20 protein-coding genes and 1 tRNA gene are annotated in these 20,632 nt (G+C 65.1%); 10 read left to right on the top strand and 11 right to left on the bottom strand.

Going from position 1 to position 20,632, the window contains the following annotated elements; translation table 11 throughout:
- Positions 1-56 precede the first annotated feature (56 nt).
- Genes ACSR1C_RS06585 through ACSR1C_RS06575 form a run of 3 tightly spaced genes read left to right on the top strand, consistent with a single transcriptional unit; the run spans position 57 to position 1,475 of the window.
- On the top strand, positions 57-788 hold the full coding sequence (locus ACSR1C_RS06585) for a heme ABC transporter permease (RefSeq protein WP_460258536.1): 732 nt from the start codon (positions 57-59) through the stop codon (positions 786-788).
- Positions 785-943 (top strand): heme exporter protein CcmD, encoded by a 159-nt coding sequence (gene ccmD / locus ACSR1C_RS06580; protein WP_460258535.1) that lies wholly within the window; start codon positions 785-787, stop codon positions 941-943. Before ACSR1C_RS06585 ends, ccmD begins: the two co-directional genes overlap by 4 nt.
- A gap of 19 nt (positions 944-962) precedes the next feature.
- Positions 963-1,475 (top strand): DsbE family thiol:disulfide interchange protein, encoded by a 513-nt coding sequence (locus tag ACSR1C_RS06575; protein ID WP_460258583.1) that lies wholly within the window; start codon positions 963-965, stop codon positions 1,473-1,475.
- A gap of 213 nt (positions 1,476-1,688) precedes the next feature.
- Here ACSR1C_RS06575 and ACSR1C_RS06570 read toward each other — a convergent pair whose 3' ends face one another.
- On the bottom strand, positions 1,689-2,399 hold the full coding sequence (locus ACSR1C_RS06570; RefSeq protein ID WP_460258534.1) for an SDR family NAD(P)-dependent oxidoreductase: 711 nt from the start codon (positions 2,397-2,399) through the stop codon (positions 1,689-1,691).
- Between the two features lie 5 nt (positions 2,400-2,404).
- The gene (gene acnA / locus ACSR1C_RS06565) at positions 2,405-5,155 is read right to left on the bottom strand and encodes an aconitate hydratase AcnA (RefSeq protein WP_460258533.1); all 2,751 of its coding nucleotides are present in this window, start codon (positions 5,153-5,155) and stop codon (positions 2,405-2,407) included.
- 229 nt (positions 5,156-5,384) lie between these two features.
- On the opposite strand from acnA, the gene ACSR1C_RS06560 reads away from it, so the two are divergent.
- The gene (locus ACSR1C_RS06560) at positions 5,385-6,089 is read left to right on the top strand and encodes a DUF1223 domain-containing protein (RefSeq protein WP_460258532.1); all 705 of its coding nucleotides are present in this window, start codon (positions 5,385-5,387) and stop codon (positions 6,087-6,089) included.
- On the opposite strand, the gene ACSR1C_RS06555 is transcribed toward ACSR1C_RS06560, so the two are convergent.
- From ACSR1C_RS06555 to purB, 4 genes are all read right to left on the bottom strand, one after another.
- Positions 6,086-6,985 carry a lysophospholipid acyltransferase family protein gene (locus ACSR1C_RS06555; protein ID WP_460258531.1) on the bottom strand — a complete coding sequence of 300 codons (900 nt, stop codon included), beginning with the start codon at positions 6,983-6,985 and terminating at the stop codon, positions 6,086-6,088. The two genes, ACSR1C_RS06560 and ACSR1C_RS06555, sit on opposite strands and share 4 nt — an antisense overlap.
- A 108-nt stretch (positions 6,986-7,093) precedes the next feature.
- The gene (locus ACSR1C_RS06550) at positions 7,094-8,140 is read right to left on the bottom strand and encodes a flagellar motor switch protein FliG (RefSeq protein WP_460258530.1); all 1,047 of its coding nucleotides are present in this window, start codon (positions 8,138-8,140) and stop codon (positions 7,094-7,096) included.
- 230 nt (positions 8,141-8,370) lie between these two features.
- Entirely contained in the window at positions 8,371-8,529 is a 159-nt protein-coding gene (locus ACSR1C_RS06545) for a hypothetical protein (protein ID WP_460258529.1), read from the bottom strand.
- 84 nt (positions 8,530-8,613) lie between these two features.
- Positions 8,614-9,921 carry an adenylosuccinate lyase gene (gene purB, locus ACSR1C_RS06540; protein ID WP_460258528.1) on the bottom strand — a complete coding sequence of 436 codons (1,308 nt, stop codon included), beginning with the start codon at positions 9,919-9,921 and terminating at the stop codon, positions 8,614-8,616.
- 80 nt (positions 9,922-10,001) lie between these two features.
- On the opposite strand from purB, the gene ACSR1C_RS06535 reads away from it, so the two are divergent.
- Both ACSR1C_RS06535 and ACSR1C_RS06530 read left to right on the top strand, forming a co-directional pair.
- Complete coding sequence (locus ACSR1C_RS06535) at positions 10,002-10,418, top strand: DUF6314 family protein (RefSeq protein WP_460258527.1); 417 nt, start codon at positions 10,002-10,004, stop codon at positions 10,416-10,418.
- Between the two features lie 63 nt (positions 10,419-10,481).
- A complete protein-coding gene (locus tag ACSR1C_RS06530) occupies positions 10,482-11,081 on the top strand; it encodes a biotin transporter BioY (protein ID WP_460258526.1) in 600 nt (199 codons plus the stop codon).
- A gap of 128 nt (positions 11,082-11,209) precedes the next feature.
- Here ACSR1C_RS06530 and ACSR1C_RS06525 read toward each other — a convergent pair whose 3' ends face one another.
- Entirely contained in the window at positions 11,210-12,424 is a 1,215-nt protein-coding gene (locus ACSR1C_RS06525; protein WP_460258525.1) for a bifunctional alpha/beta hydrolase/OsmC family protein, read from the bottom strand.
- 195 nt (positions 12,425-12,619) lie between these two features.
- Between ACSR1C_RS06525 and ACSR1C_RS06520 the strand changes: the two genes are divergently transcribed.
- The gene (locus ACSR1C_RS06520; RefSeq protein WP_460258524.1) at positions 12,620-13,420 is read left to right on the top strand and encodes a heme-dependent oxidative N-demethylase family protein; all 801 of its coding nucleotides are present in this window, start codon (positions 12,620-12,622) and stop codon (positions 13,418-13,420) included.
- 78 nt (positions 13,421-13,498) lie between these two features.
- Here ACSR1C_RS06520 and ACSR1C_RS06515 read toward each other — a convergent pair whose 3' ends face one another.
- From ACSR1C_RS06515 to ACSR1C_RS06505, 3 genes are all read right to left on the bottom strand, one after another.
- Entirely contained in the window at positions 13,499-14,497 is a 999-nt protein-coding gene (locus ACSR1C_RS06515; protein WP_460258523.1) for a hypothetical protein, read from the bottom strand.
- Between the two features lie 199 nt (positions 14,498-14,696).
- A complete protein-coding gene (gene glnA, locus ACSR1C_RS06510; RefSeq protein ID WP_460258522.1) occupies positions 14,697-16,103 on the bottom strand; it encodes a type I glutamate--ammonia ligase in 1,407 nt (468 codons plus the stop codon).
- A gap of 76 nt (positions 16,104-16,179) precedes the next feature.
- Positions 16,180-16,518, bottom strand: coding sequence for a P-II family nitrogen regulator (locus tag ACSR1C_RS06505; protein ID WP_460258521.1), 339 nt, complete (start codon positions 16,516-16,518; stop codon positions 16,180-16,182).
- Positions 16,519-16,694: 176 nt separating this feature from the next.
- Between ACSR1C_RS06505 and ACSR1C_RS06500 the strand changes: the two genes are divergently transcribed.
- Entirely contained in the window at positions 16,695-18,269 is a 1,575-nt protein-coding gene (locus tag ACSR1C_RS06500; protein WP_460258520.1) for an NAD(P)H-hydrate dehydratase, read from the top strand.
- Here the strand turns inward: ACSR1C_RS06500 and ACSR1C_RS06495 are convergent.
- Entirely contained in the window at positions 18,266-18,757 is a 492-nt protein-coding gene (locus ACSR1C_RS06495; RefSeq protein WP_460258519.1) for a Hint domain-containing protein, read from the bottom strand. The two genes, ACSR1C_RS06500 and ACSR1C_RS06495, sit on opposite strands and share 4 nt — an antisense overlap.
- A 171-nt stretch (positions 18,758-18,928) precedes the next feature.
- Between ACSR1C_RS06495 and ACSR1C_RS06490 the strand changes: the two genes are divergently transcribed.
- Positions 18,929-19,013: transfer RNA gene (locus ACSR1C_RS06490), tRNA-Leu, on the top strand.
- A 24-nt stretch (positions 19,014-19,037) separates the two neighbouring features.
- The gene (tig, locus tag ACSR1C_RS06485; protein ID WP_460258518.1) at positions 19,038-20,369 is read left to right on the top strand and encodes a trigger factor; all 1,332 of its coding nucleotides are present in this window, start codon (positions 19,038-19,040) and stop codon (positions 20,367-20,369) included.
- The last annotated feature ends 263 nt before the right edge of the window (positions 20,370-20,632 follow it).

Below are 20,632 nucleotides of genomic sequence, written 5' to 3'. Positions count from 1 at the left end.
CGGGTTTCACGCGCTATTCAGTTGAGCTGGAATCAACAAGGACGTAAGAGACGTTTATGGCATCGCTCTGGCAATATGCGAACCCGAAGAAGTTCATGCAGACCACGCAGGTGGTGCTGCCCGGGCTGTCCGTGCTGACCGCGCTGACGCTGCTGACCGGGTTGGTCTGGGGTTTTTTCCTGACCCCGGATGATTACAAGCAGGGTGCCACCGTCAAGATCATGTTCATCCATGTGCCCGCCGCGCTGATGGCAATCAATGCCTGGCTGATGATGCTGGTCGCAAGCCTGATCTGGCTGGTGCGGCGGCATCACGTTTCGGCGCTGGCGGCGCGGGCGGCGGCGCCGGTCGGCATGGTGATGACGCTGATCGCGCTGTTTACCGGGGCGATCTGGGGCCAGCCGATGTGGGGCACCTGGTGGGCCTGGGATCCGCGGCTGACCTCGTTTCTGGTGCTGTTTCTGTTCTATCTGGGCTACATGGCCTTGTGGGAGGCGGTCGAGAACCCCGATGCGGCCGCCGATCTGACATCGGTCCTGTGCATGGTGGGATCGGTGTTCGCGGTGCTCAGCCGTTATGCGGTGAATTTCTGGAACCAGGGGCTGCATCAGGGGGCGTCGATGTCGATGGATGCCGAAGAGCATGTGGCCGATGCGTTCTATTACCCGCTGTTGATCTGCATGGCGGGCTTTGTCCTGTTGTTCGTGACGCTGGTGCTGGCGCGCACGCGGACGGAAATCCGCGCCCGCCGATTGAAAGCGCTGCTTGCGCGCGAGAGGATGGCATGATCCCCGATCTTGGCAAATATACCGGCGTGGTGCTGGGCGCCTACGGCGTGACCATCGTGCTGCTTTTGGGGCTGGTGGCGCTGACCCTGTGGCGCGGGGCGCGGGTGCGCCGGCAACTGGATGACGTGGAACAAAGGCGTGCGCGCAATGGCTAAACCGAAGATTTCCGTTCTGATGCTGCTGCCGCCGTTGCTGTTTGCCGGACTGGCGGCGCTGTTCTTTCTGGGCATGGGCCGGGACAATCCCGACGAGTTGCCCTCGACCCGGATCGGCCAGCAGGCGCCGGCGCTGACCGTGACCGCATTGGGCGAGGGCGCGCCTTTCGATGACGCAACGCTGCGCACGCCGGGAGTGAAGCTGGTGAATTTCTGGGCCAGCTGGTGCGCGCCCTGCCGGGTCGAGCATCCCGTTCTGGAACAACTCGCCGCCGAGGGGGTGCCGATCTATGGTATCAACTACAAGGACGATCCGCTCAAGGCGATGAATTTCCTGAAAGAACTGGGCGACCCCTATGCCGCGCTGGCCGCCGATGGCGACGGGCGCACCGCGCTGGAATGGGGCGTCTACGGCGTGCCCGAAACCTATGTGATCGACAGCAGCGGCACCATTCTGCACCGTACCGCAGGCCCGATCACGCGTGATATTCTGGAAAAGACGATCCGCCCGGCCATCGCCGCAGCGCAATAGGACGGCTCAGGCCACCCCGGCCAGAAGCAGGATGAAGGCCGCATAGGCCAGCAGTTCAAAGACTGGCATCGGCAGGGCGAATCTGGATAAGCGTGTCCACATGGGCACGTTATTAATATATTCGCGTCAGGATTTCGCCCCTTTTTTGCTGCAACGCAGAGAAACGGAGTGTTTCCGCCGTTCCGCTGGCGATCCGTGGCGCGTAAATCCGGTCTAAAGCCCGTATCCGCCCGAAACGGTGAGCACTTCTCCGGTGACGAAACCGGCCGCGTCCGAGGCCAGAAAGCGCACCACGCGGGCAATGTCGTCAGGTGTGCCGCTGCGGCGCAGCGGAGTCTGTGCAATGACCTGCGCCACCAGATCGGCCGGGCGCGGCTTCTCGTGCGTTTCGATCAGGCCGGGGGCGACGGCGTTGACGCGAATGCCGCGGGGGCCCAGATCCTTGGCCGCGGCCTTGGTGATCGCGTCCAGTGCGGCCTTGCTGGCGGCATAGGCCGGGGCCGAAACCGGCGGCCGCGCCGCGTTGATCGACGAGATGTTCACAACCGCAGAACCGGGCGCCATATGCGGCAGCGCGGCCGAAAGCAGCGCCATGGGCGCAATCGCGTTGACCGCGAAGATGGCGCTGTGGGGGGTGAAATCCTGGGTGTCGAACGGGGTCAGGGGCGCAACGGCGGCATTGTTCACCAGCGTGTCGATCCGCCCGAACCGGGCGACGGTTTCGGCCACGACCCGCGCCGCGGCGGCGGGGTCGGACAGATCGGCATGCAGGGTCAGGGAATCGGGAAAGGCCGCAGCGAACGCCGCAGCCTCTGATTTTCCGTCAAGGAAGGTGATGACGACCCGGTGATCGGCCGCCAGATCCGCGGCGATTGCCCGGCCAATGCCGCGCGCCGCACCTGTGATAAGGGCGACGCGCGGCATGGCGGTCAGGCCGACTTGGCGAGGTTGCGCAGCACGTAATGCAGCACACCGCCGTTTTCGACATATTCGATCTCGACCTCGGTATCGATCCGGCATTTCAGCTGGATCACCTTCTCGGTCCCGTCGCCATAGGTGATGGTGCAGGGCACCTCGCACAGCGGTTTCAGATCGCCGGAAAGACCCGAAATCGCAATGGTTTCATCGCCTTTCAGGCCCAGCGACTTGCGGGTGTCGTTGCCGGTGAACTCGAACGGGATCACGCCCATGCCAACCAGGTTGGACCGGTGGATGCGTTCGAACGATTCGGCGATCACGGCCTTGACGCCCAGCAATGCGGTGCCCTTGGCGGCCCAATCGCGCGAAGACCCCGCGCCATACTGTTCGCCCGCGAAGATCACCAGCGGGGTGCCAGCCTGCTGATAGGCCATCGACGCGTCGAAGATCGAGGTCTGCACCCCGTCCGGCCCAAGCGTATAGCCGCCTTCGACCCCGTCCAGCATCTCGTTCTTGATGCGGATATTGGCGAAGGTGCCGCGCATCATGACCTCGTGGTTGCCGCGGCGCGAGCCGTAGGAGTTGAAGTCGCGCGGCGCGACCTGACGCTCGGTCAGGTATTTGCCGGCGGGCGTGGTGTCCTTGAACGATCCGGCCGGGCTGATGTGGTCGGTGGTGACCATGTCGCCCAGAACCGCCAGAACCTTGGCGCCGCTGAGGTCGGAAATCGTACCGGCCTCGGCGCTCATGCCACGGAAATAGGGCGGGTTCTGCACATAGGTCGATTGCGGCGGCCAGTCATAGGTCTGGCTGTCGGTGGTTTCCACCGCCTGCCATTTCTCGTCGCCCTTGAACACATCGGCATATTTCGACTGGAACGCTTCGCGGGTCACGGTGGCGTGCACCAGATCGGCGATTTCCTTGTTCGTGGGCCAGATGTCTTTCAGATAGACCGGGGTGCCGTCCGTGGCGTGGCCCAGCGGCTCGGTCGTCAGGTCGATATTCATGTCACCGGCGATCGCATAGGCCACGACCAGCGGCGGCGAGGCCAGATAGTTGGCGCGGACATCGGGCGAAATCCGGCCCTCGAAGTTGCGGTTGCCCGACAGGACAGAGGTGGCGACCAGATCGCCCTCGGCAATTGCGTCGGACAGTTCCTTCTGGATCGGGCCCGAGTTGCCGATACAGGTGGTGCAGCCATAGCCGACCAGGTTGAAGCCGATCGCGTCCAGATCGTCCTGAAGGTTCGCGGCCTCCAGATATTCGCTGACGACCTGCGATCCCGGCGCCAGAGAGGTTTTCACCCAGGGCTTGCGGGTCAGGCCAAGCGCGCGCGCCTTGCGGGCGACAAGACCGGCACCGATCATCACATAGGGGTTCGAGGTGTTGGTGCACGACGTGATCGAGGCGATGACGACCGAACCGTCGCGCAGCTCGTAATCCTCGCCCTTCACCTTCACCGATTTGCGCGGGTCAATTATGGTGTCGGGGGCGGGGGCCTCGTTCAGCATGTCATGGGCGCCGTTCGACTCATCCTCGCCGCGGAACTCGGACACGACTTTGAAGAACGCGTCAGAGGCTTGCGTCAGCGGCAGATAATCCTGCGGACGCTTGGGGCCGGAAATCGCCGGCACGATGGTGCCCATGTCCAGCTCCAGCGTGTCGGTATAGACCGGCGCGTAATCGGCGCCGCGCCAGAAACCGTTTTCCTTGGCATAGGCCTCGACCAGCGCGATGCGGTCCTCGTCGCGGCCGGTCTGGCGCAGATAGCGCAGGGTCTCGGCGTCGATCGGGAAGAAGCCGCAGGTCGCGCCGTATTCGGGCGCCATGTTGGCGATCGTGGCCCGGTCGGCCAGCGGCAGGTGATCCAGCCCTTCGCCGTAGAATTCGACGAATTTGCCGACCACGCCCTTTTGACGCAGCATCGCGACGACCTTCAGCACCAGATCGGTGGCGGTGGTGCCCTCGACCATCGCGCCGGTCAGCTTGAACCCGACGACCTCGGGGATCAGCATCGAAATCGGCTGGCCCAGCATCGCGGCCTCGGCCTCGATCCCGCCGACGCCCCAGCCCAGAACCGCCAGGCCGTTGACCATGGTGGTGTGGCTGTCGGTGCCGACCAGCGTGTCGGGATAGGCGACTTCGGCGCCGGTCTGATCGGTATCGGTCCAGACGGTCTGGGCCAGATATTCCAGGTTCACCTGATGGCAGATGCCGGTGCCAGGCGGCACCACGCGGAAATTGTTGAACGCCTTCTGCCCCCATTTCAGAAAGACGTACCGCTCCATGTTGCGTTCATATTCGCGGTCCACGTTCATCTGGAAGGCGCGCGGGTTGCCGAACTCGTCGATCATGACCGAGTGGTCGATGACCAGATCGACCGGGTTCAGCGGGTTGATCTTCTGCGCGTCGCCGCCAAGGGCCACGATCCCGTCGCGCATCGCGGCCAGATCGACCACGGCGGGCACGCCGGTGAAATCCTGCATCAGGACGCGAGCCGGACGATAGGCGATCTCGCGCGGGTTCTGGCCGCCCTTTTCGGCCCAGTCGGAAAACGCCTTGATGTCATCGACGGAAACGGTCTTGCCGTCCTCGAAGCGCAGCATGTTTTCCAGCACCACCTTCAGCGCGGCGGGCAGGCGCGAAAAATCGCCCAGGCCGGCCGCTTCGGCAGCGGGGATCGAGTAGTAGGCGACGCTTTGCGCCCCGACGCTGAGCGTGCGGCGCGTTTGGGCGGTGTCTTGTCCGACGGTAATGGGCATAGGTCTGGCTCCCTCAGGTGATGCGGAGGATTGTGCTGCCCTGCTCTTGCCCCTTTTCGGGGAGTCGTTCAAGGGGGGAGCCGAAAAAAGTGTATACCATTGCACACCGAGTGGGCGGCGTTGCATTTCTACACCCGCTCGCGGGGCTCTCTCGAAACCTTGATTGGCACGGAGGGGGGGCGTGCCATAGGAAAGGGGCGGGATGACACAAGCAGAAGGCAGGGGATGAATGGGCCGCATTATTTGCGCAATATCGGTGATCTGGCTGTCGCTGGCGGGCGGCGCTTCGGCGCAGGACGCAGCGGCACCGGTGGTGGTCGAGCTGTTCACCTCGCAGGGTTGTTCGTCCTGCCCGCCCGCCGATGAGCTGCTGGCCGAACTGGCCCGGCGCGACGATGTGATCGCCCTGGCGCTGCATGTGGATTACTGGGATTACATCGGCTGGAAGGATCAGTTCGCCGACCCGTCCTTCACCGATCGGCAAAAAGCCTATGCGCGGGCGGTGGGCAGCCGGTCGATCTATACGCCGCAGATGGTGATTGGCGGGGCCGAGCATGTGGTGGGCCACCGTCCGATGGAACTGGCCGAACTGATTCAGACGCATCGTGCACAGCCGGCGCCGGTGACGCTGACGCTGGTGCGCGACGGGGCGCGGCTGCGGGTCACCGCCAGCGCGCTGCGGCCGTTGCCGCGCGGCATGGTGCTGCAACTGGTGCGCTATATCCCCGAGCAGACCGTACAGATCACGCGGGGCGAGAATGCCGGGCGCACGATCCGCTATTCCAATATCGTCACCGGCTGGAACCCGGTCGCAAAATGGGACGGCCGCGCGCCGCTGTCGCTGAGCTTCGATCTGACCGGCGACGCGCCTGTGGTGGCGATCTTGCAGGAGCAGGGGCATGGCCCGATCCTGGCCGCCGCGCGCCTGCGCTAGGGGTTTCCGGGCGTCCCCACGGTTTTCCAGCGCCGGTGAATCCAGAACCACTGTTCGGGATGGGCGTGGACCTGCCGCTCCAGGCTGTCGTTGAGCGCCTGGGTCATGGTTTCGGGGTCGCTGGCGGGGATCGGGGCCTCGATCTCGACCGCAAAGCGCAGCCCGTCGGGCTGGCGGATGCCATAGAACGGGATCACCAGTGCCCCGTATTTCAGGGCGATTTCGGCGGCCGAGGTGGCGGTCTGCGCCGGTAGCCCCATGAAGCGCAGATGCGCGCCGCGGTAATTGTGCTGATCGATCAGCAGCACCATCATGCCGCCCTGTTTCAGATGTCGCACGAATCCGGCGGTGCCGCGTCGGCCCTGTGCAAAGACCGGGCCGCCCATGTCTTCCATCGTGCGGCGGTAATGCTCGTTGAACCAGGGGTTCTGCATCGGGCGATACAACCCGCCGATGTCGAAGCCGCGCGCCACCAATGCGGCGCGCCCGGCCTCGTAATTTCCGAAATGCCCGGTGATCAGCAGCACCGGGCGTTTGTCGCGGCGGGCCTGTTCCAGCACCGCCAGGCCCGGCCCGGCGGGCGTGACCCCGGCCATGCGCGCCAGCATGTCCTTGTTGGAATAATTCTCGATCAGGGTGCGGCCGGCATTGTCGGCCACCGCGCGGGCGATGCGGCTGCGCTCGGCCTGTGGCAGGTCGGGCCAGACCAGCGCCAGATTGGCCTCGGCCCGGCCAAGATAGCCAGCCAGCGGGGCGATCACCGCCCGGGTCAACCAGCCCATCAGGCGTACGCGCGTGGCATAGGGCAGCGCCAGCGCCAGGCCGATCAGCCCGCGCAGGATACGGTCGATCAGCCAGTTGCCGATGGTCCGTCCCTTGTCGCGCGCCTGTGCCATGCCATTCCTTCGCCGCTGCGTCGTCCGCCCACCCGCCGCGCGGGTCCGTGATGTGCACACATAGAGCCCGCCCCGCGCGATCACAAGCACGGGCGCGCCGGTGCCGGATCACTCCTCTTCCTCGGTCACGATCAGTTTCAGCTCGCCGGTTTCTTCCAGCGCGCGGATGGCGGCGACCACGTCGCTCATCGCCGCCTCGGCCTCTTTGGGGCGCACCGCGCCGCGTTCGCCGATCTCCTCGCGCAGCTGGTCGGCCATGCGCCGGGACATGTTTTCAAGGATGAACGCCACCGCGGCCTCGGCCTCGTCGGCCCCGGCCAGGGCGGTGACCAGACTGTCGGCCGCCACCACGCGGGTGATCGCGGGCACGTCGCGGGGGGCGATCCGGTCGGGGATGTCGGCGAAGGTGAAGATCGCCTTCTTCACGTTTTCGGCAAAACCGGCATCGGCCTCCTGCAATCCGGCCAGCACATCGTCGCGGGTGGCGGCGGGGGCGCTGTTCAGAATCGCCCCCATCCGTGCCGCCGCGGGTTCGGCGAAGGCGCTTTGCGGCTGCGCTGCAAGCTGATCCAGCAGTGTGGCGCCGATCCGTGCCACCGTCGCCGGCGCGACCTGACCGGTCAGCGACACGGCACAGGCAATACGCCGGGCCTGATCGCCGGGCAGGCGGCTGAGCAGCTCGGCCGCCTTGCCGGTGGCCAGCTTCGACAGCAGCACCGCCGCCACCTCGGTGCTTTCGGCGCGGATCAGTGGCAGCAGCTTGTCAGCCTCCAGCGCGGCGATTCGCACCCAGGGATCGGGCGGGGCCCCGGCATTGGCGGCGCGCAGCCCGTCGGCGGCGCCCGCGCTGATATGGCCGTCCAGCAATTGCAGCGCACCCTCGATCCCGCCGGGAAAGGTCAGGCCGACCTTTTCCAGCTCTTCCAGAAATTCGGCCACGACCGCGCGCAGCGTGTCGCCGTCGATATAGCGCATCGCGCCGATTTCGGCGGTCAGCGCGGTCTGGATATCCTCGGGTAAGTCGCCCAGCGGCAGACTGGCACCTTCGGACAGCAGCAGCCGCACGATGATCGCGGCCTTGCGGCGGCGGCTGAACGGCGCGCGTGCGGGCAACGGCGCGGCAGGGTCGAGGGGATGGGGCAGGGCGATGGTCACGGGGCGGTCCTTTCCGGTCGGGACCAGACTGGCCGCAAAAGGGTTAAGGCCCCATTATCGCCGGGCCGAAATCCGCCGGGGCGCACCCCTGCGCTTCTTCTCGGCACAAATACTCCCGCCGGAGGCACCCGCACGCAGTGCGAAAATCAAAGGCATGCGCCGCAGGCGCGCAATTTGAAGACACGGGCGCCCGTGTACGGTACCCGTGTCCCTGTCGCGGTTCTGGCAGATCAGCTGGTGGCCTTGTCGACGCAGGCACCGGTCTTGGTGTCGAACATCTGACCTTCGGCGCAACTGCTCGCGTTGATCTTTTCCCACTTGCAATCCGCCATGGCCAGCGCCGGGGTCAGCGAAAACGCCAGCACCGCGAAAATGGTCTTGCGCGTCATGTCGGTTCTCCCATCTGGAACGGGAAAACCCTATCACAGCCGGGCCGATTCCCCTATCGCGGGACGCGGCCCGGCCGAAATGGGTCAGCTTTCGCCGAAGACGCGGGCGAAAATCGTGTCCACATGCTTGGTATGATAGCCTAGGTCGAACTTTTCCTCGATTTCGGCGGGGCTCAGGGCGGCGGTCACATCCGGGTCGGCCAGCAGCTCGGTCTTGAAATCCTTACCCTGCTCCCAGACCTTCATCGCGTTGCGCTGCACCAGCTTATAGGCATCCTCGCGGCTGACGCCGGCCTGGGTCAGCGCCAGCAGCACCCGCTGCGACATCACCAGCCCGCGGAACTTGTTCATGTTGGCCAGCATGTTCTCGGGATAGACCACCAGCTTGTCGATCACCGAGGTCAGCCGGGCCAGTGCGAAATCCAGCGTGATCGTGGTGTCGGGGCCGATGTTGCGCTCGACCGAGCTGTGGGAAATGTCACGCTCGTGCCACAGCGCCACGTTCTCCATCGCCGGAACCACCGCCATGCGCACCAGCCGGGCCAGGCCGGTCAGGTTTTCGGTCAGCACCGGGTTGCGCTTGTGCGGCATGGCCGAGCTGCCCTTTTGCCCGGCGGAAAAGAATTCCTCGGCCTCCAGCACTTCGGTGCGCTGCATGTGGCGGATCTCTGTCGCGACATTCTCGATGCTGCTGGCGACCACGCCGAGGGCGGCAAAGAAGGCCGCGTGGCGGTCGCGCGGGATCACCTGAGTGCTGATCGGTTCGGGCACCAGGCCCAGCTTTTCGCAGACATGCTCCTCGACCGCCGGGTCGATATTGGCGAAGGTGCCGACCGCGCCCGAGATCGCGCCGGTGGCGATCTCGAACCGGGCCTTTTCCAGCCGGTTCCGGTTGCGCTGCATCTCGGCATGGAAGCGGGCGAAGGTCAGGCCCATGGTGGTGGGCTCGGCATGGATGCCGTGGCTGCGGCCGATGCGCACCGTGTCCTTATGTTCATAGGCGCGGCGCTTCAGCGCCTCGAGCAGCTTGTCCATATCGGCGATCAGGATGTCGGCGGCGCGCACGAGTTGCACGTTGAAACAGGTGTCGAGCACATCCGAGCTGGTCATGCCCTGATGCACGAAGCGGGCTTCGTCATTGCCGATGATTTCGGCCAGATGGGTCAGGAAGGCGATGACGTCATGCTTGGTCACGGCCTCGATCTCGTCGATCCGGGCCACGTCGAATTCCACGTCCCTGGCTTTCCACACCGCTTCGGCGTTTTCCTTGGGGATGGTGCCGAGGGCGGCCAGCGCGTCGCAGGCATGGGCCTCGATCTCATACCAGATGCGGAACTTGGTCTCGGGCGACCAGATGGCGACCATCTCGGGGCGGGAATAGCGGGGGATCATCGGCGGGCCTTGCTTGAGTTATGGGATTGTGCGTTCCATAAACGCCGAACGGGATGGCGGCAAGCTTGCGGGGGGATCGGGTGCCCAGACTGGACGCATTTGCCGGGGAATGGATCATCCGCCGGGACATCGAGGATGCAAGGGCGGGCGGGCGGACCCGGTTCGAGGGGCGCGCGCTGCTGACCCCCGACGGCGCGGGGCTGCGCTATGACGAAGAGGGCCTGTTGCAGGTGCCCGGCCAGCCCGCGATGGCGGCCAGCCGGCGCTATCTGTGGCGCCCGGCCGAAAACGGCATCGTGCTGTTTTTTGCAGACGGCCGGCCGTTTCATGTGATCGGGCCGGGGCAGGCACCACAGGCCACGCATCACTGTGACCCCGATCTCTATCAGGTCAGCTATGATTTCGGGCACTGGCCCGGCTGGCAGGCCACCTGGCGGGTGACGGGGCCGCGCAAGGACTATGTCATGCGCAGCGATTATAGCCGGAAAACCGATTGAATCTTGCACGCGTGGGGCGCTTGGGGCAAAACAACGCAAACTTATCATCACGGAGACGCCCCCATGACGCTTGCCCTGACCGACAAAACCCTTGCCGAAAAACTCTGGCCCGCCGAAGGTGCCGCCCTGCGTATCAAGCAGGCGGTGCTGTTCGTTCTGGGCATCGCGGCACTTGCCGTGGCCGCCAAGATCAAGGTGCCGATGTGGCCGGTGTCGATCAACATGGGCACCTTCGCGGTGCTGACCATCGGTGCCGCCTATGGCCCGCGCCTGGGCCTGGCGACGATCATCGGTTACATGGGCATCGGCGCGCTTGGCTTTGACGTGTTCCAAAGTTCCACCGCCGAACTGAACGGCGTGGAATACATGATGGGCAGCACCGGCGGTTATCTGCTGGGCTATGTCATGGCCACCGTGCTGCTGGGCATGGCGGCGCGCGCCGGCTGGGACCGCTCGGCGGGCAAGATGGCGCTGGCGATGCTGGCGGGTAACGCGATCCTTTATGTGCCGGGCCTGCTGTGGCTGGGCCAGCTTTACGGTTTCGACAAGCCGATCCTCGCTTGGGGCCTGACGCCGTTCATCATCGGTGACCTGCTCAAGCTGGGGCTGGCGGCGATGCTGGTGCCGGGCGTGTGGAAGCTGGCCGGCCGCGCCCGCGGCTGATCCTTCCCAGGGTCTGATCTGAATGCGAGGCGCAGCCGCTGGCTGCGCCTCATTTCGTTTGTGCCCTTCGGGCGGTTTGCCTCCGGCGGGAGTATTGGCGCCGAGAAGAAGCCCCGGCGGTTTTCGTGTCAGCCAACCAGGCGGGTTTCCACCAGGCTGCTGTGTTCCATCGTCTGATGCACCGGGCATTTATCGGCGATCTCCAGCAGGCGGGCGCGCTGGTCGTCGTCCAGGTCGCCCTCCAGCACGATATCGCGGGTGAAGCGGTCCACCTTGTGCGGCGTGCCGTGTTCGGCGTCCTGGGCATGGACCTTGTCATGGGTCACATCGACCCGCACATGGGTCAGCGGCCAGCCCTTGCGCCGGGCATACATGCGGATCGTCATCGAGGTGCACGCCCCCAGCCCGGCCGCCAGGAACCCGTAGGGCGACATGCCCTTGTTGGTGCCGCCATAGGCCGCGGGCTCGTCGGCCAGCGTGTGGTGGAACGGGCCGTTCTGCACATCCTGCAGAAAGCCCGCGGGGTCGGCCTCGCTGACCCGGACCACGCCTTCGGGCGCGCCGGGCGGCGGCGGTGGCGCGGTCAGCGCCAGATAGCGGCCGGACCAGGCGGCGATCACCTCGGCCGCGTATTCGGCATCGGATGGCGACGTGATCAGGTGATCGGCCTCGTCGAGGGTGACAAAGCTTTTGGGGTGTTTGGCGGCGGTGAAGATCTGGGTGGCGTTTTCGATCCCTACCACCTGATCGCGCGGGGCGTGCATCACCAGCAGCGCGCGTTCGAGATTGGCGATGGCGGGGGCCAGTTCCGCTTCGGCCACATCGCGGATGAAACCGGCGCCGATCTGTACCGGGCGCCCGCCCAGCTGCACCTCGATCGAGCCGTCGCCATGCATTCGCGGATGCGCCACCGCGAAGTTGCGCGTCACATGCGCGGGGTCGAACGGCGCGCCCAGCGTGACCACCGCGCGGGCGCTGTCGATCCCGCCCGCGGCCTTCAGCACCGCCGCGCCGCCCAGCGAATGGCCGATCAGCAGGCCGGGCGCCATGCCGCGCGCCGCCAGATAGCCCGCCGCGGCCACCAGATCACCCACATTGGTGGTGAAGGAGGTATTCTCGAACTCGCCGCCCGAATGGCCCAGCCCGGTGAAATCGAAGCGCAGCACCGCGATGCCCATCGCCGCCAGTCGCCCGGCGATGCGGCGCGCGGCGTGGATATCCTTGCCGCAGGTAAAGCAATGGGCAAACAGTGCAGTGGCCAGATGCGGCCCTTCGGGCAGGTCCAGCCGGGCGGCCAGCGGCGCGCCGGAATGGCCCGTGAACGTGATTTTCTCCATCGGCATGGTATGTCCCCCGTGATCGCCGCCCCGCGCCCAGAGTGGGCAAACCGCGCGGCCATCGCAAGGTCTGTCTGGGTATCGTAACACCATGGTGACGGGAGAGTGCGGAAAAGCGGCGCGGGGTATTTATCTCTGCCGCTCAGGGGCCTAGCATGATCGTGACCCGACGGCCCCACCCCAACAGCGAATCCGCCCCCTATGATCCTGCAGACCCGTCTTCCCTATACCCCCTGGGCCGATCCGCGCATGGCGCGGCTGCCGGGCATTCAGCCGCTGGCCTTCACCGATTGGCTGGTGGTGGATGAGGCTTATGCCGGTCAGATGGCCGAGCGCGACCGGCTGATCGCCGAAGCGCGCGACGCCGTGCATGCGCTGGAACCGTCGGCGCTGACGGCCGCGCAGGAGCTGCTGGAACTGGTGCTGGGCGATCTGGACGGGCGCGACGGGTTCGATGTGGCGGGGGATGCGGTGACCCGCCCGGACGGGGTGACGGTGGCGCTGGACCGGGCCGCGCCGCTGTTGACGCTGGGCCGCTTGGTGCAGGAGGATTTCTGCATCCTGCACCCGGGCGGGCAGGGCGAGCATGTGTTGACCGGCGCCATCCTGTGCTTTCCGGCCAGTTGGACCCTGGCCGAGAAATTCATGCGCCCGCTGATCCGCATCCATGTGCCGGTGACGCCTTACGACGCCGATATTGCCGCGCGGGTGCAGCGCCTGTTCGACGGGATCAGGCCGGGCCGGGTGCTGTGGCGGGCCAATGCGCATTTCTATGACGATCCCACCCTGTTTCAGCCGCGCCCCGAGGCCGCGCCGCGCACCAGGGCGGCAGGGCCTGCGCCCTTCCTGCGGTCCGAGCGGCAATGCATCCTGCGCCTGCCCGAAACCGGTGCCGCGGTGTTTTCGATCCACACCTATATGCTGCGGCGCACGGATCTGAGTGCTGCGCAAACCGCCGCGCTGGAGGATCATCCGATCGCTTATCAGGAGGCGCGGCGCTGACCGCAGCCCGGCCATGACGAAGGCCCCCGTGCGGGCGGGGGCCTTTGGGCGCGTGCAGGTCCGGTCGGTCCTGCCGGCTCAGATCATCGCGGTCAGCATGTCCGACACGGGGCTGGAGGCCAGCCCGACCCCGACAGCGGTCAGTGACATGGCCCGCGCGGTCATGTTCAGGTTCTCGCCCCGCAGCACGGTATAGATCAGCATCGCCACGCCCACCGGGAAGGACAGCACCATGATGGTGATCGTCATCACATAGGTGGTGAGCTGTTCCAGCAGGCCGATTTCGTCGCGTGGCGGCGGTCGGCGGCTGGCCTTCGTCGCGGGCTCGCCATCGGTGAAGATCGTTTTGCGGTTACGGCGCAGGCGCTCTTCCTCAAGGCTCATATCGTGCACCGACGCATGGGCGGGCGTATCGTCCTGCGCCGTCGCGTCGCGGGCCTGCATCCCATCGGCAAAAGCTGCGTCCGGCTGTGGCTGGAAGGCCGCCGCTTCGGGGTGGGTGCCCGGCGCCGCGTTGGCGATCATCGCCAGATCCATTTTCGGGCGCGGGGTTGTGCGGCGGCGTTCGCGCCGCTCGGGGCGGCGGGGCAGGCCGGGGGCGGCCATGGCGGTGGGGTTTTCGAACTCTTCCGCGGTGAACAGCGTGTCGCTGAGCGACCAGTGCACCAGGCTGGCGTCGTGCCGGCGCAGCAGGTGCCGCACGACGTGATAACAGGCTGCCAGCCGCGTCCGTTCGGGCATGGCGCGGCCCGGGCCACCCTCGACCGTGACTTCGAGCGCCTGATGCACCTCTTCCAGAAGCGCATCCACCAGCGCGGTTGAAACCTTTGGCTGCGACGGGCGTTCGCAGCCCTGCAATTGCCTGGCCCAATCGGTTTGCGGGGCATAGCCCACGCGCACGATCATGGAGTCGCTGATGAACAGGGCATGGCTGCCTTCTGCCACGGCGGTTTGCTCGAACTCGAGCGCGATATTACGAAACGGTCGCTGCAACTCGTTAACCAGTTCGACGAAGTCGAGGCCCACCGGGGCATCGAACAGAATCGTCGCTCTGTTACCGTTCGTTTGATCCGACATTTTCCTGTCTCCGTTGGGCGTTTCTCCGTCAACGCGGACGGGGTCGCTCTTTGGACAGGTTGACGGAAGATTAAGGAAACAGTTGGGCCGATTCTAAAAAAATTCTCCATGACTTCAGGAAGATTGCGCGGTTTTCGCCACAATCGTTAACGGGGCGCCCGAAGGCGCCCCGTTCATTTCATACATCTTGTAGTTGAACTCAGCAGCTGTAATACATCTTGAACTCGACCGGGTGCGGTGTGTGTTCGAAGGCGTAAACCTCTTCCCACTTCAGTTCCATGTAGCCCTCGATCTGGTCTTTGGTGAATACGTCACCGGCCAGCAGGAAGTCGTGATCGGCTTCCAGCGATTCGAGCGCTTCACGCAGCGAGGCGCAGACGGTCGGGATGCCGGCCAGCTCTTCGGGCGGCAGATCGTACAGATCCTTGTCCGAGGCTTCGCCCGGATCGATCTTGTTCTTGATGCCGTCCAGGCCGGCCATCAGCAGCGCGGCAAAGCACAGATAGGGGTTGGCCGCCGGATCGGGGAAGCGGGCCTCGACGCGCTTGGCCTTGGGGTTTTCCGCCCAGGGGATACGCACGCAACCCGACCGGTTACGGGCCGAATAGGCGCGCAAAACGGGGGCCTCGAAGCCCGGGATCAGACGCTTGTAGCTGTTGGTCGCCGGGTTGGTGAAGGCGTTCAGCGTTTTCGCGTGCTTCAGGATGCCGCCGATGAACCACAGCGCCTCGTCCGACAGATCGGCGTATTTGTCGCCGGCGAACAGCGGCTTGCCATCCTTGAAGATCGACATGTTGACGTGCATCCCGGTGCCGTTGTCGCCCGAGATCGGCTTCGGCATGAAGGTAGCCGATTTGCCATAGGCCGCGGCCACGTTGTGGATCACGTATTTGTATTTCTGCAACTCGTCGGCCTGATGGGTCAGCGACCCGAAGATCAGGCCCAGCTCGTGCTGGCACGACGCGACCTCGTGGTGGTGCTTGTCGACCTTCATGCCCATGCGCTTCATGGTCGATAGCATTTCGCTGCGCAGATCCTGCGCGTCATCGGTCGGGTTGACCGGGAAATAGCCGCCCTTGATGCCGGGGCGGTGGCCCATGTTGCCCATTTCATATTCGGTGTCGGTGTTCCAGGCCGCGTCCAGCGCGTCCACCTGATAGGACACTTTGTTCATCTCGACCGAATAGCGCACGTCGTCGAACAGGAAGAATTCGGCTTCGGGGCCGAAATAGGACACATCACCGATGCCAGAGGCGATCAGATAGGCCTCGGCCTTCTGGGCGGTGCCGCGCGGGTCGCGGGCATAGGGTTCGCCGGTGTCGGGCTCGACGACCGAGCAATGGATGCACAGCGTTTTCTCCGCATAGAACGGATCCATATAGGCGCTGTCGGTGTCGGGCATCAGTTTCATGTCCGACTCTTCGATCGACTTCCAGCCGGCGATCGACGAGCCGTCGAACATGAAGCCTTCCTCCAGGAAATCTTCGTCCACCAGATCCGCCATCACGGTGACGTGCTGCAGCTTGCCGCGCGGATCGGTGAAGCGGATGTCGACGTATTCGACATCCTCGTCCTTGAGGGTCTTCAGAACTGCGTCCTTGCTCATATGACCTTTTCCCTTCTTTGAACTGGTCTTTTCAGGTCGGGCACATTGATGGCCCGCCCTTCGTGTATCTGAAATATCAGAGTGCGTCTTCGCCCGCTTCGCCGGTGCGGATGCGGATCGCCTGTTCGACAGGCGAGACGAAGATTTTGCCATCACCGATCTTGTCGGTCTTGGCGGCGGCGATGATCGCGTCCACGGCGCTTTCGACCTGGTCGTCGGCCAGCACCACCTCGATCTTCACCTTGGGCAGGAAATCCACCACATACTCAGCGCCGCGGTACAGTTCGGTATGGCCTTTCTGCCGGCCAAACCCTTTCACCTCGATCACGCTCAGACCCTGGACGCCGATTTCCTGAAGGGCCTCCTTGACCTCGTCAAGCTTGAAAGGCTTGATGATCGCCTCGATCTTTTTCAACGGTCTCGACTCCCTGGCAAATGTTGTTTTGTCAGGTGTCAGACCACTTTCATCGGACCGGAACAATTGGCTAGGGTAACGGCGGCGGGAGGGCCCGGCGGAATTCGGATGGCGTGATTAAAATTTGTTCTAAAAGGTGAAAAAATGCGCATTGTTGAAATTTCAAGTCCGAAGCGATGACCGAGCTTCTTACATCTGCCCAAATGCGCGCCATTGAGCAGGCCGCGATTGCCGGCGGCGCGGTCACCGGGCTGGAGCTGATGGAACGCGCCGGGCGTGGCGTGGTTGCGGCGGTGTTCGCGCAGTGGCCGGAACTGGCCGCCGTGCCACACCGTGCGGTTGTGCTGTGCGGGCCGGGCAACAACGGCGGCGACGGGTTCGTGGTGGCGCGGCTGCTGAAGGATTGGGGCTGGGAAGTGGCGGTGTTTCTGTACGGCGACCCGGACAGGTTGCCGCCGGATGCGCGCGCGAATTATCAGCGATGGTGCGGACAGGGGGCGGTTGCGCCGGTGTCGGACGACATGTTTGCCGGGTTTCCGGGCGACGCCCCCGAAACCGCCCTGGTTGTGGACGCGCTGTTCGGCACCGGCCTGTCACGCCCGTTTCTGGACCTGCGGCAGATGCAAATTGCGCTGAACGCCTGCGCCACCCAATCGCTGCACGATCCGGCCGTGCCCAGGGTCGTCAGCGTGGACATGCCCAGCGGCTGGTGCGCCGACAGCGGGCGCTATCCGGGCGCGGCGCAACCGCTGAACAGGGCGATCCGCGCGAACCTGACCGTTTCGTTTCACGCCGAGAAGCTGGGCCATCGGCTGGATCAGGCGCCGCTTGCCTGCGGGCGCGTCGTGGTACAGCCGATCGGGCTGCAAGGGGACGCACGGGCCGCGACCGTGTCTTTGGTGGGGGCGCCACCGCGTGGCAGTATCGGCAAATATGCCGGCCACAAATACCACCACGGCCACGCGCTGATCCTGTCCGGGTCCGCGGGCCGGACAGGAGCTGCACGGCTGGCGGCGCGCGGCGCGCTGCGGATCGGGGCCGGGCTGGTGACGGTCGGCGCGCCGCCCTCGGCGATGGATGAAAACGCGGCGCAACTGACGGCGATCATGCTGAAACAGGTGCGCGACGCCAAGGCCCTGACCGAGGTGCTGGCCGATACCCGGATCAACGCGCTGTGCCTGGGCCCCGGTCTGGGCGTCGGGCGGGACGCGCGCGCCCTGACCGAGGCGGCGCTGGGGGCAGGGCGGGCCACGGTGCTGGATGCGGATGCGCTGACCTCTTTCGCGGATAGCCCCGAGGCGCTGTTCGCGATGCTGCATGCAACATGCGTGCTGACCCCCCATGGCGGTGAATTCGCGCGGTTGTTCCCCGATCTTGCCGAAAAGCTGACCGAAATCCCGACCATGGGCCCGGCCTATTCCAGGCTCGACGCCACCCGCGACGCGGCGGCGCGGGCCGGCTGCGTGGTGCTGTTCAAAGGGCCCGATACGGTGATCGCCGCCGCCGACGGCACCGCCGCGATCAGCGCGGCCTGGTACGACCGCGCGGCGCCCTGGCTGGCGACGGCGGGGGCGGGCGATGTTCTGGCGGGGATCCTGGCCGGGTTGCTGGCGCGGGGCCTGGCACCGATGTCGGCGGCCCGGGCCGCGGTCTGGCTGCATGTGGATTGCGCGCTGAAATTCGGCCCCGGCCTGATCGCCGAGGATCTGCCGGACATGCTGCCACAGGTGTTGCGCGATCTGGGGCTTTAGGCGGTAACGGTCGCGCGCGGGGCACTGGCCACTTCCATGCCATCGGCATAGAAGATTTCGTCGCCGTCGAACTCAAGCGCATAAAGGCGCAGCCCGACCTTGCCCGCCGCGCGGGCGATATAGGTGCCGTCGGCCAGCCGCGCGACCGGGACCAGCGCCTGTTTCGCGCCGTAAAGCGCCTGCGCCCGCCAATCGCGGATCAGCAGCTTCTGGCCGGGGGCCAGGAACATCTCGCGGTCGGGATTGTCATGCCCCAGCGCGCCGGGCGAAATGCGATAGGGCGCCCCGGTCAGCCGATGCGCCGTCAGCCTGCGCAGGCTGCGGGCGCCATTGCGGGTCACGATCCGGTCGCCGGGCGACAGGAATTCGACCGGCAACGCGCCGTCCAGGGTCAGGATCGTGGTGCCTTCGGCCAGTCCACCGGGGTCAATGCAGGCTGCCGTACGCCTTGCGCACTGCCCTGCGCGCCACTTGCTCGCTCGGGTCATGTTGGGTTCCGCTCGTTGCTGCCTTATTATTTTGGATAAGAATATGTCAAAATTGGGTTACCGGCGACAAAAATCTTGGCGCTTTCCTCTCGCATCCGCCTGAAGGCTTTGCTAGAAGGGCGCGGATTTCAGGGGCGGTCCTCATGTGTCGGGGGCTGCCTTCGTGGTTTTGCGGGTGTGGCGGAACTGGTAGACGCACCAGATTTAGGTTCTGGCGCCGCAAGGCGTGGGGGTTCGAGTCCCTTCACCCGCACCAAGGATGGACAAGAAGGACGACAACATGCAGGTGACCGAAACCTTGAACGAGGGTCTGAAGCGCGGCTATCAGATCATCGTGAGCGCGGCCGAGCTGGACGCGAAGGTGCAAGAAAAGCTCGCCGAGGCGCAGCCGGATGTCGAGATGAAGGGCTTCCGCAAGGGCAAGGTGCCGATGGCGCTGCTGAAAAAGCAGTTCGGTCCGCGCCTGCTGGGCGAAGCGATGCAGGAAACCGTTGATGGCGCGATGAATGCGCATTTCGACGAAACCGGCGATCGCCCGGCGCTCCAGCCCGACGTCAAGATGACCAATGACGCCTGGAAAGAGGGCGACGATGTCGTGGTTGAAATGACCTACGAAGCCCTGCCCGAGATCCCCGAGGTCGAGATGAAGGGCGTCGCGCTCGAAAAGCTGGTGGTCAAGGCGGCCGAGGCCGACATCGCCGAAGCGCTCGAAAGCCTGGCAGGCACCGCGCAGAATTTCGAGGACCGCAAGGCGGGGGCCAAGGCCGAGGATGGCGATCAGATCGTGATCGACTTCCTGGGCAAGGTCGACGGCGAGCCGTTCGAAGGCGGCGCAGCCGAGGATTACCCGCTGGTGCTGGGCTCCAGCTCGTTCATCCCCGGTTTTGAGGATCAGCTGGTCGGCGCCAAGGCCGGCGACGAGGTCGAGGTCAAGGTGGCCTTCCCCGCCGAATACGGGGCCGAGAACCTGGCCGGCAAGGATGCTGTGTTCAGCTGCACCGTGAAAGCGGTGAAAGAACCCAAGGCGGCCGTGATCGACGACGAACTGGCCAAGCAGTTCGGCGCCGAGGATCTGAACGGGTTGAAAGCGCAGGTTGCAGAGCGCCTGGAGGCCGAATATGTCGGCGCCGCGCGTGCGGTGATGAAGCGGTCGCTGCTCGACGTGCTGGACACCAAGGTCGGCTTCGATCTGCCGCCCAGCCTGCTGGAGGCCGAAGCCAAGCAGATCGCACATCAGTTGTGGCACGAGGACAACCCCGATGTGCACGACCACAACCACCCCGAAATCGAGGTGACCGAGGAGCACAGCAAGCTGGCCGAACGCCGGGTGCGCCTGGGCCTGCTGCTGGCCGAGATCGGCCGTAAGGCCGAGGTCGAGGTGACCGATGCCGAGATGACCCAGGCGGTGATGAATCAGGCCCGCCAGTATCCGGGCCAGGAGCGTCAGTTCTTCGAATATGTGCAGCAAAACCCGCAGATGCAGCAACAGCTGCGCGCGCCGCTGTTCGAGGACAAGGTGGTGGACTACCTGTTCGAGCTGGCCGAGGTGACCGAGAAGGAGGTCTCCAAGGACGAGCTGCAAAAAGCCATCGAGGCACTGGACGACGAATAAGTCGTCTTGTGCATCCAGACACGACAGGCCGCCCAGACCGGGCGGCCTTTTTTGTTTCAATAATGCGGCCCGTTCCGGGCCATTCCACTTACCTCGCCGCCCGAAGGGCGGCTCGGGTCTGAGTATTTGAGCCGAGAAGAAGCGGCTTCTTCTTGGCCTAAATACTCCCGCCGGAGGCCGCGCCCGTAAGGGCGCAAAGGGAAAGGAATGGCGCGGTACGCGCCGCTGTTTTTACACGCACAGAAAAAGCCGCGCCCTTTCAG

The organism is Actibacterium sp. D185-2 (assembly GCF_054954595.1).
Note: the sequence above shows the minus strand (reverse complement) of the source record. Positions and strands in the feature narration are given on the sequence as shown.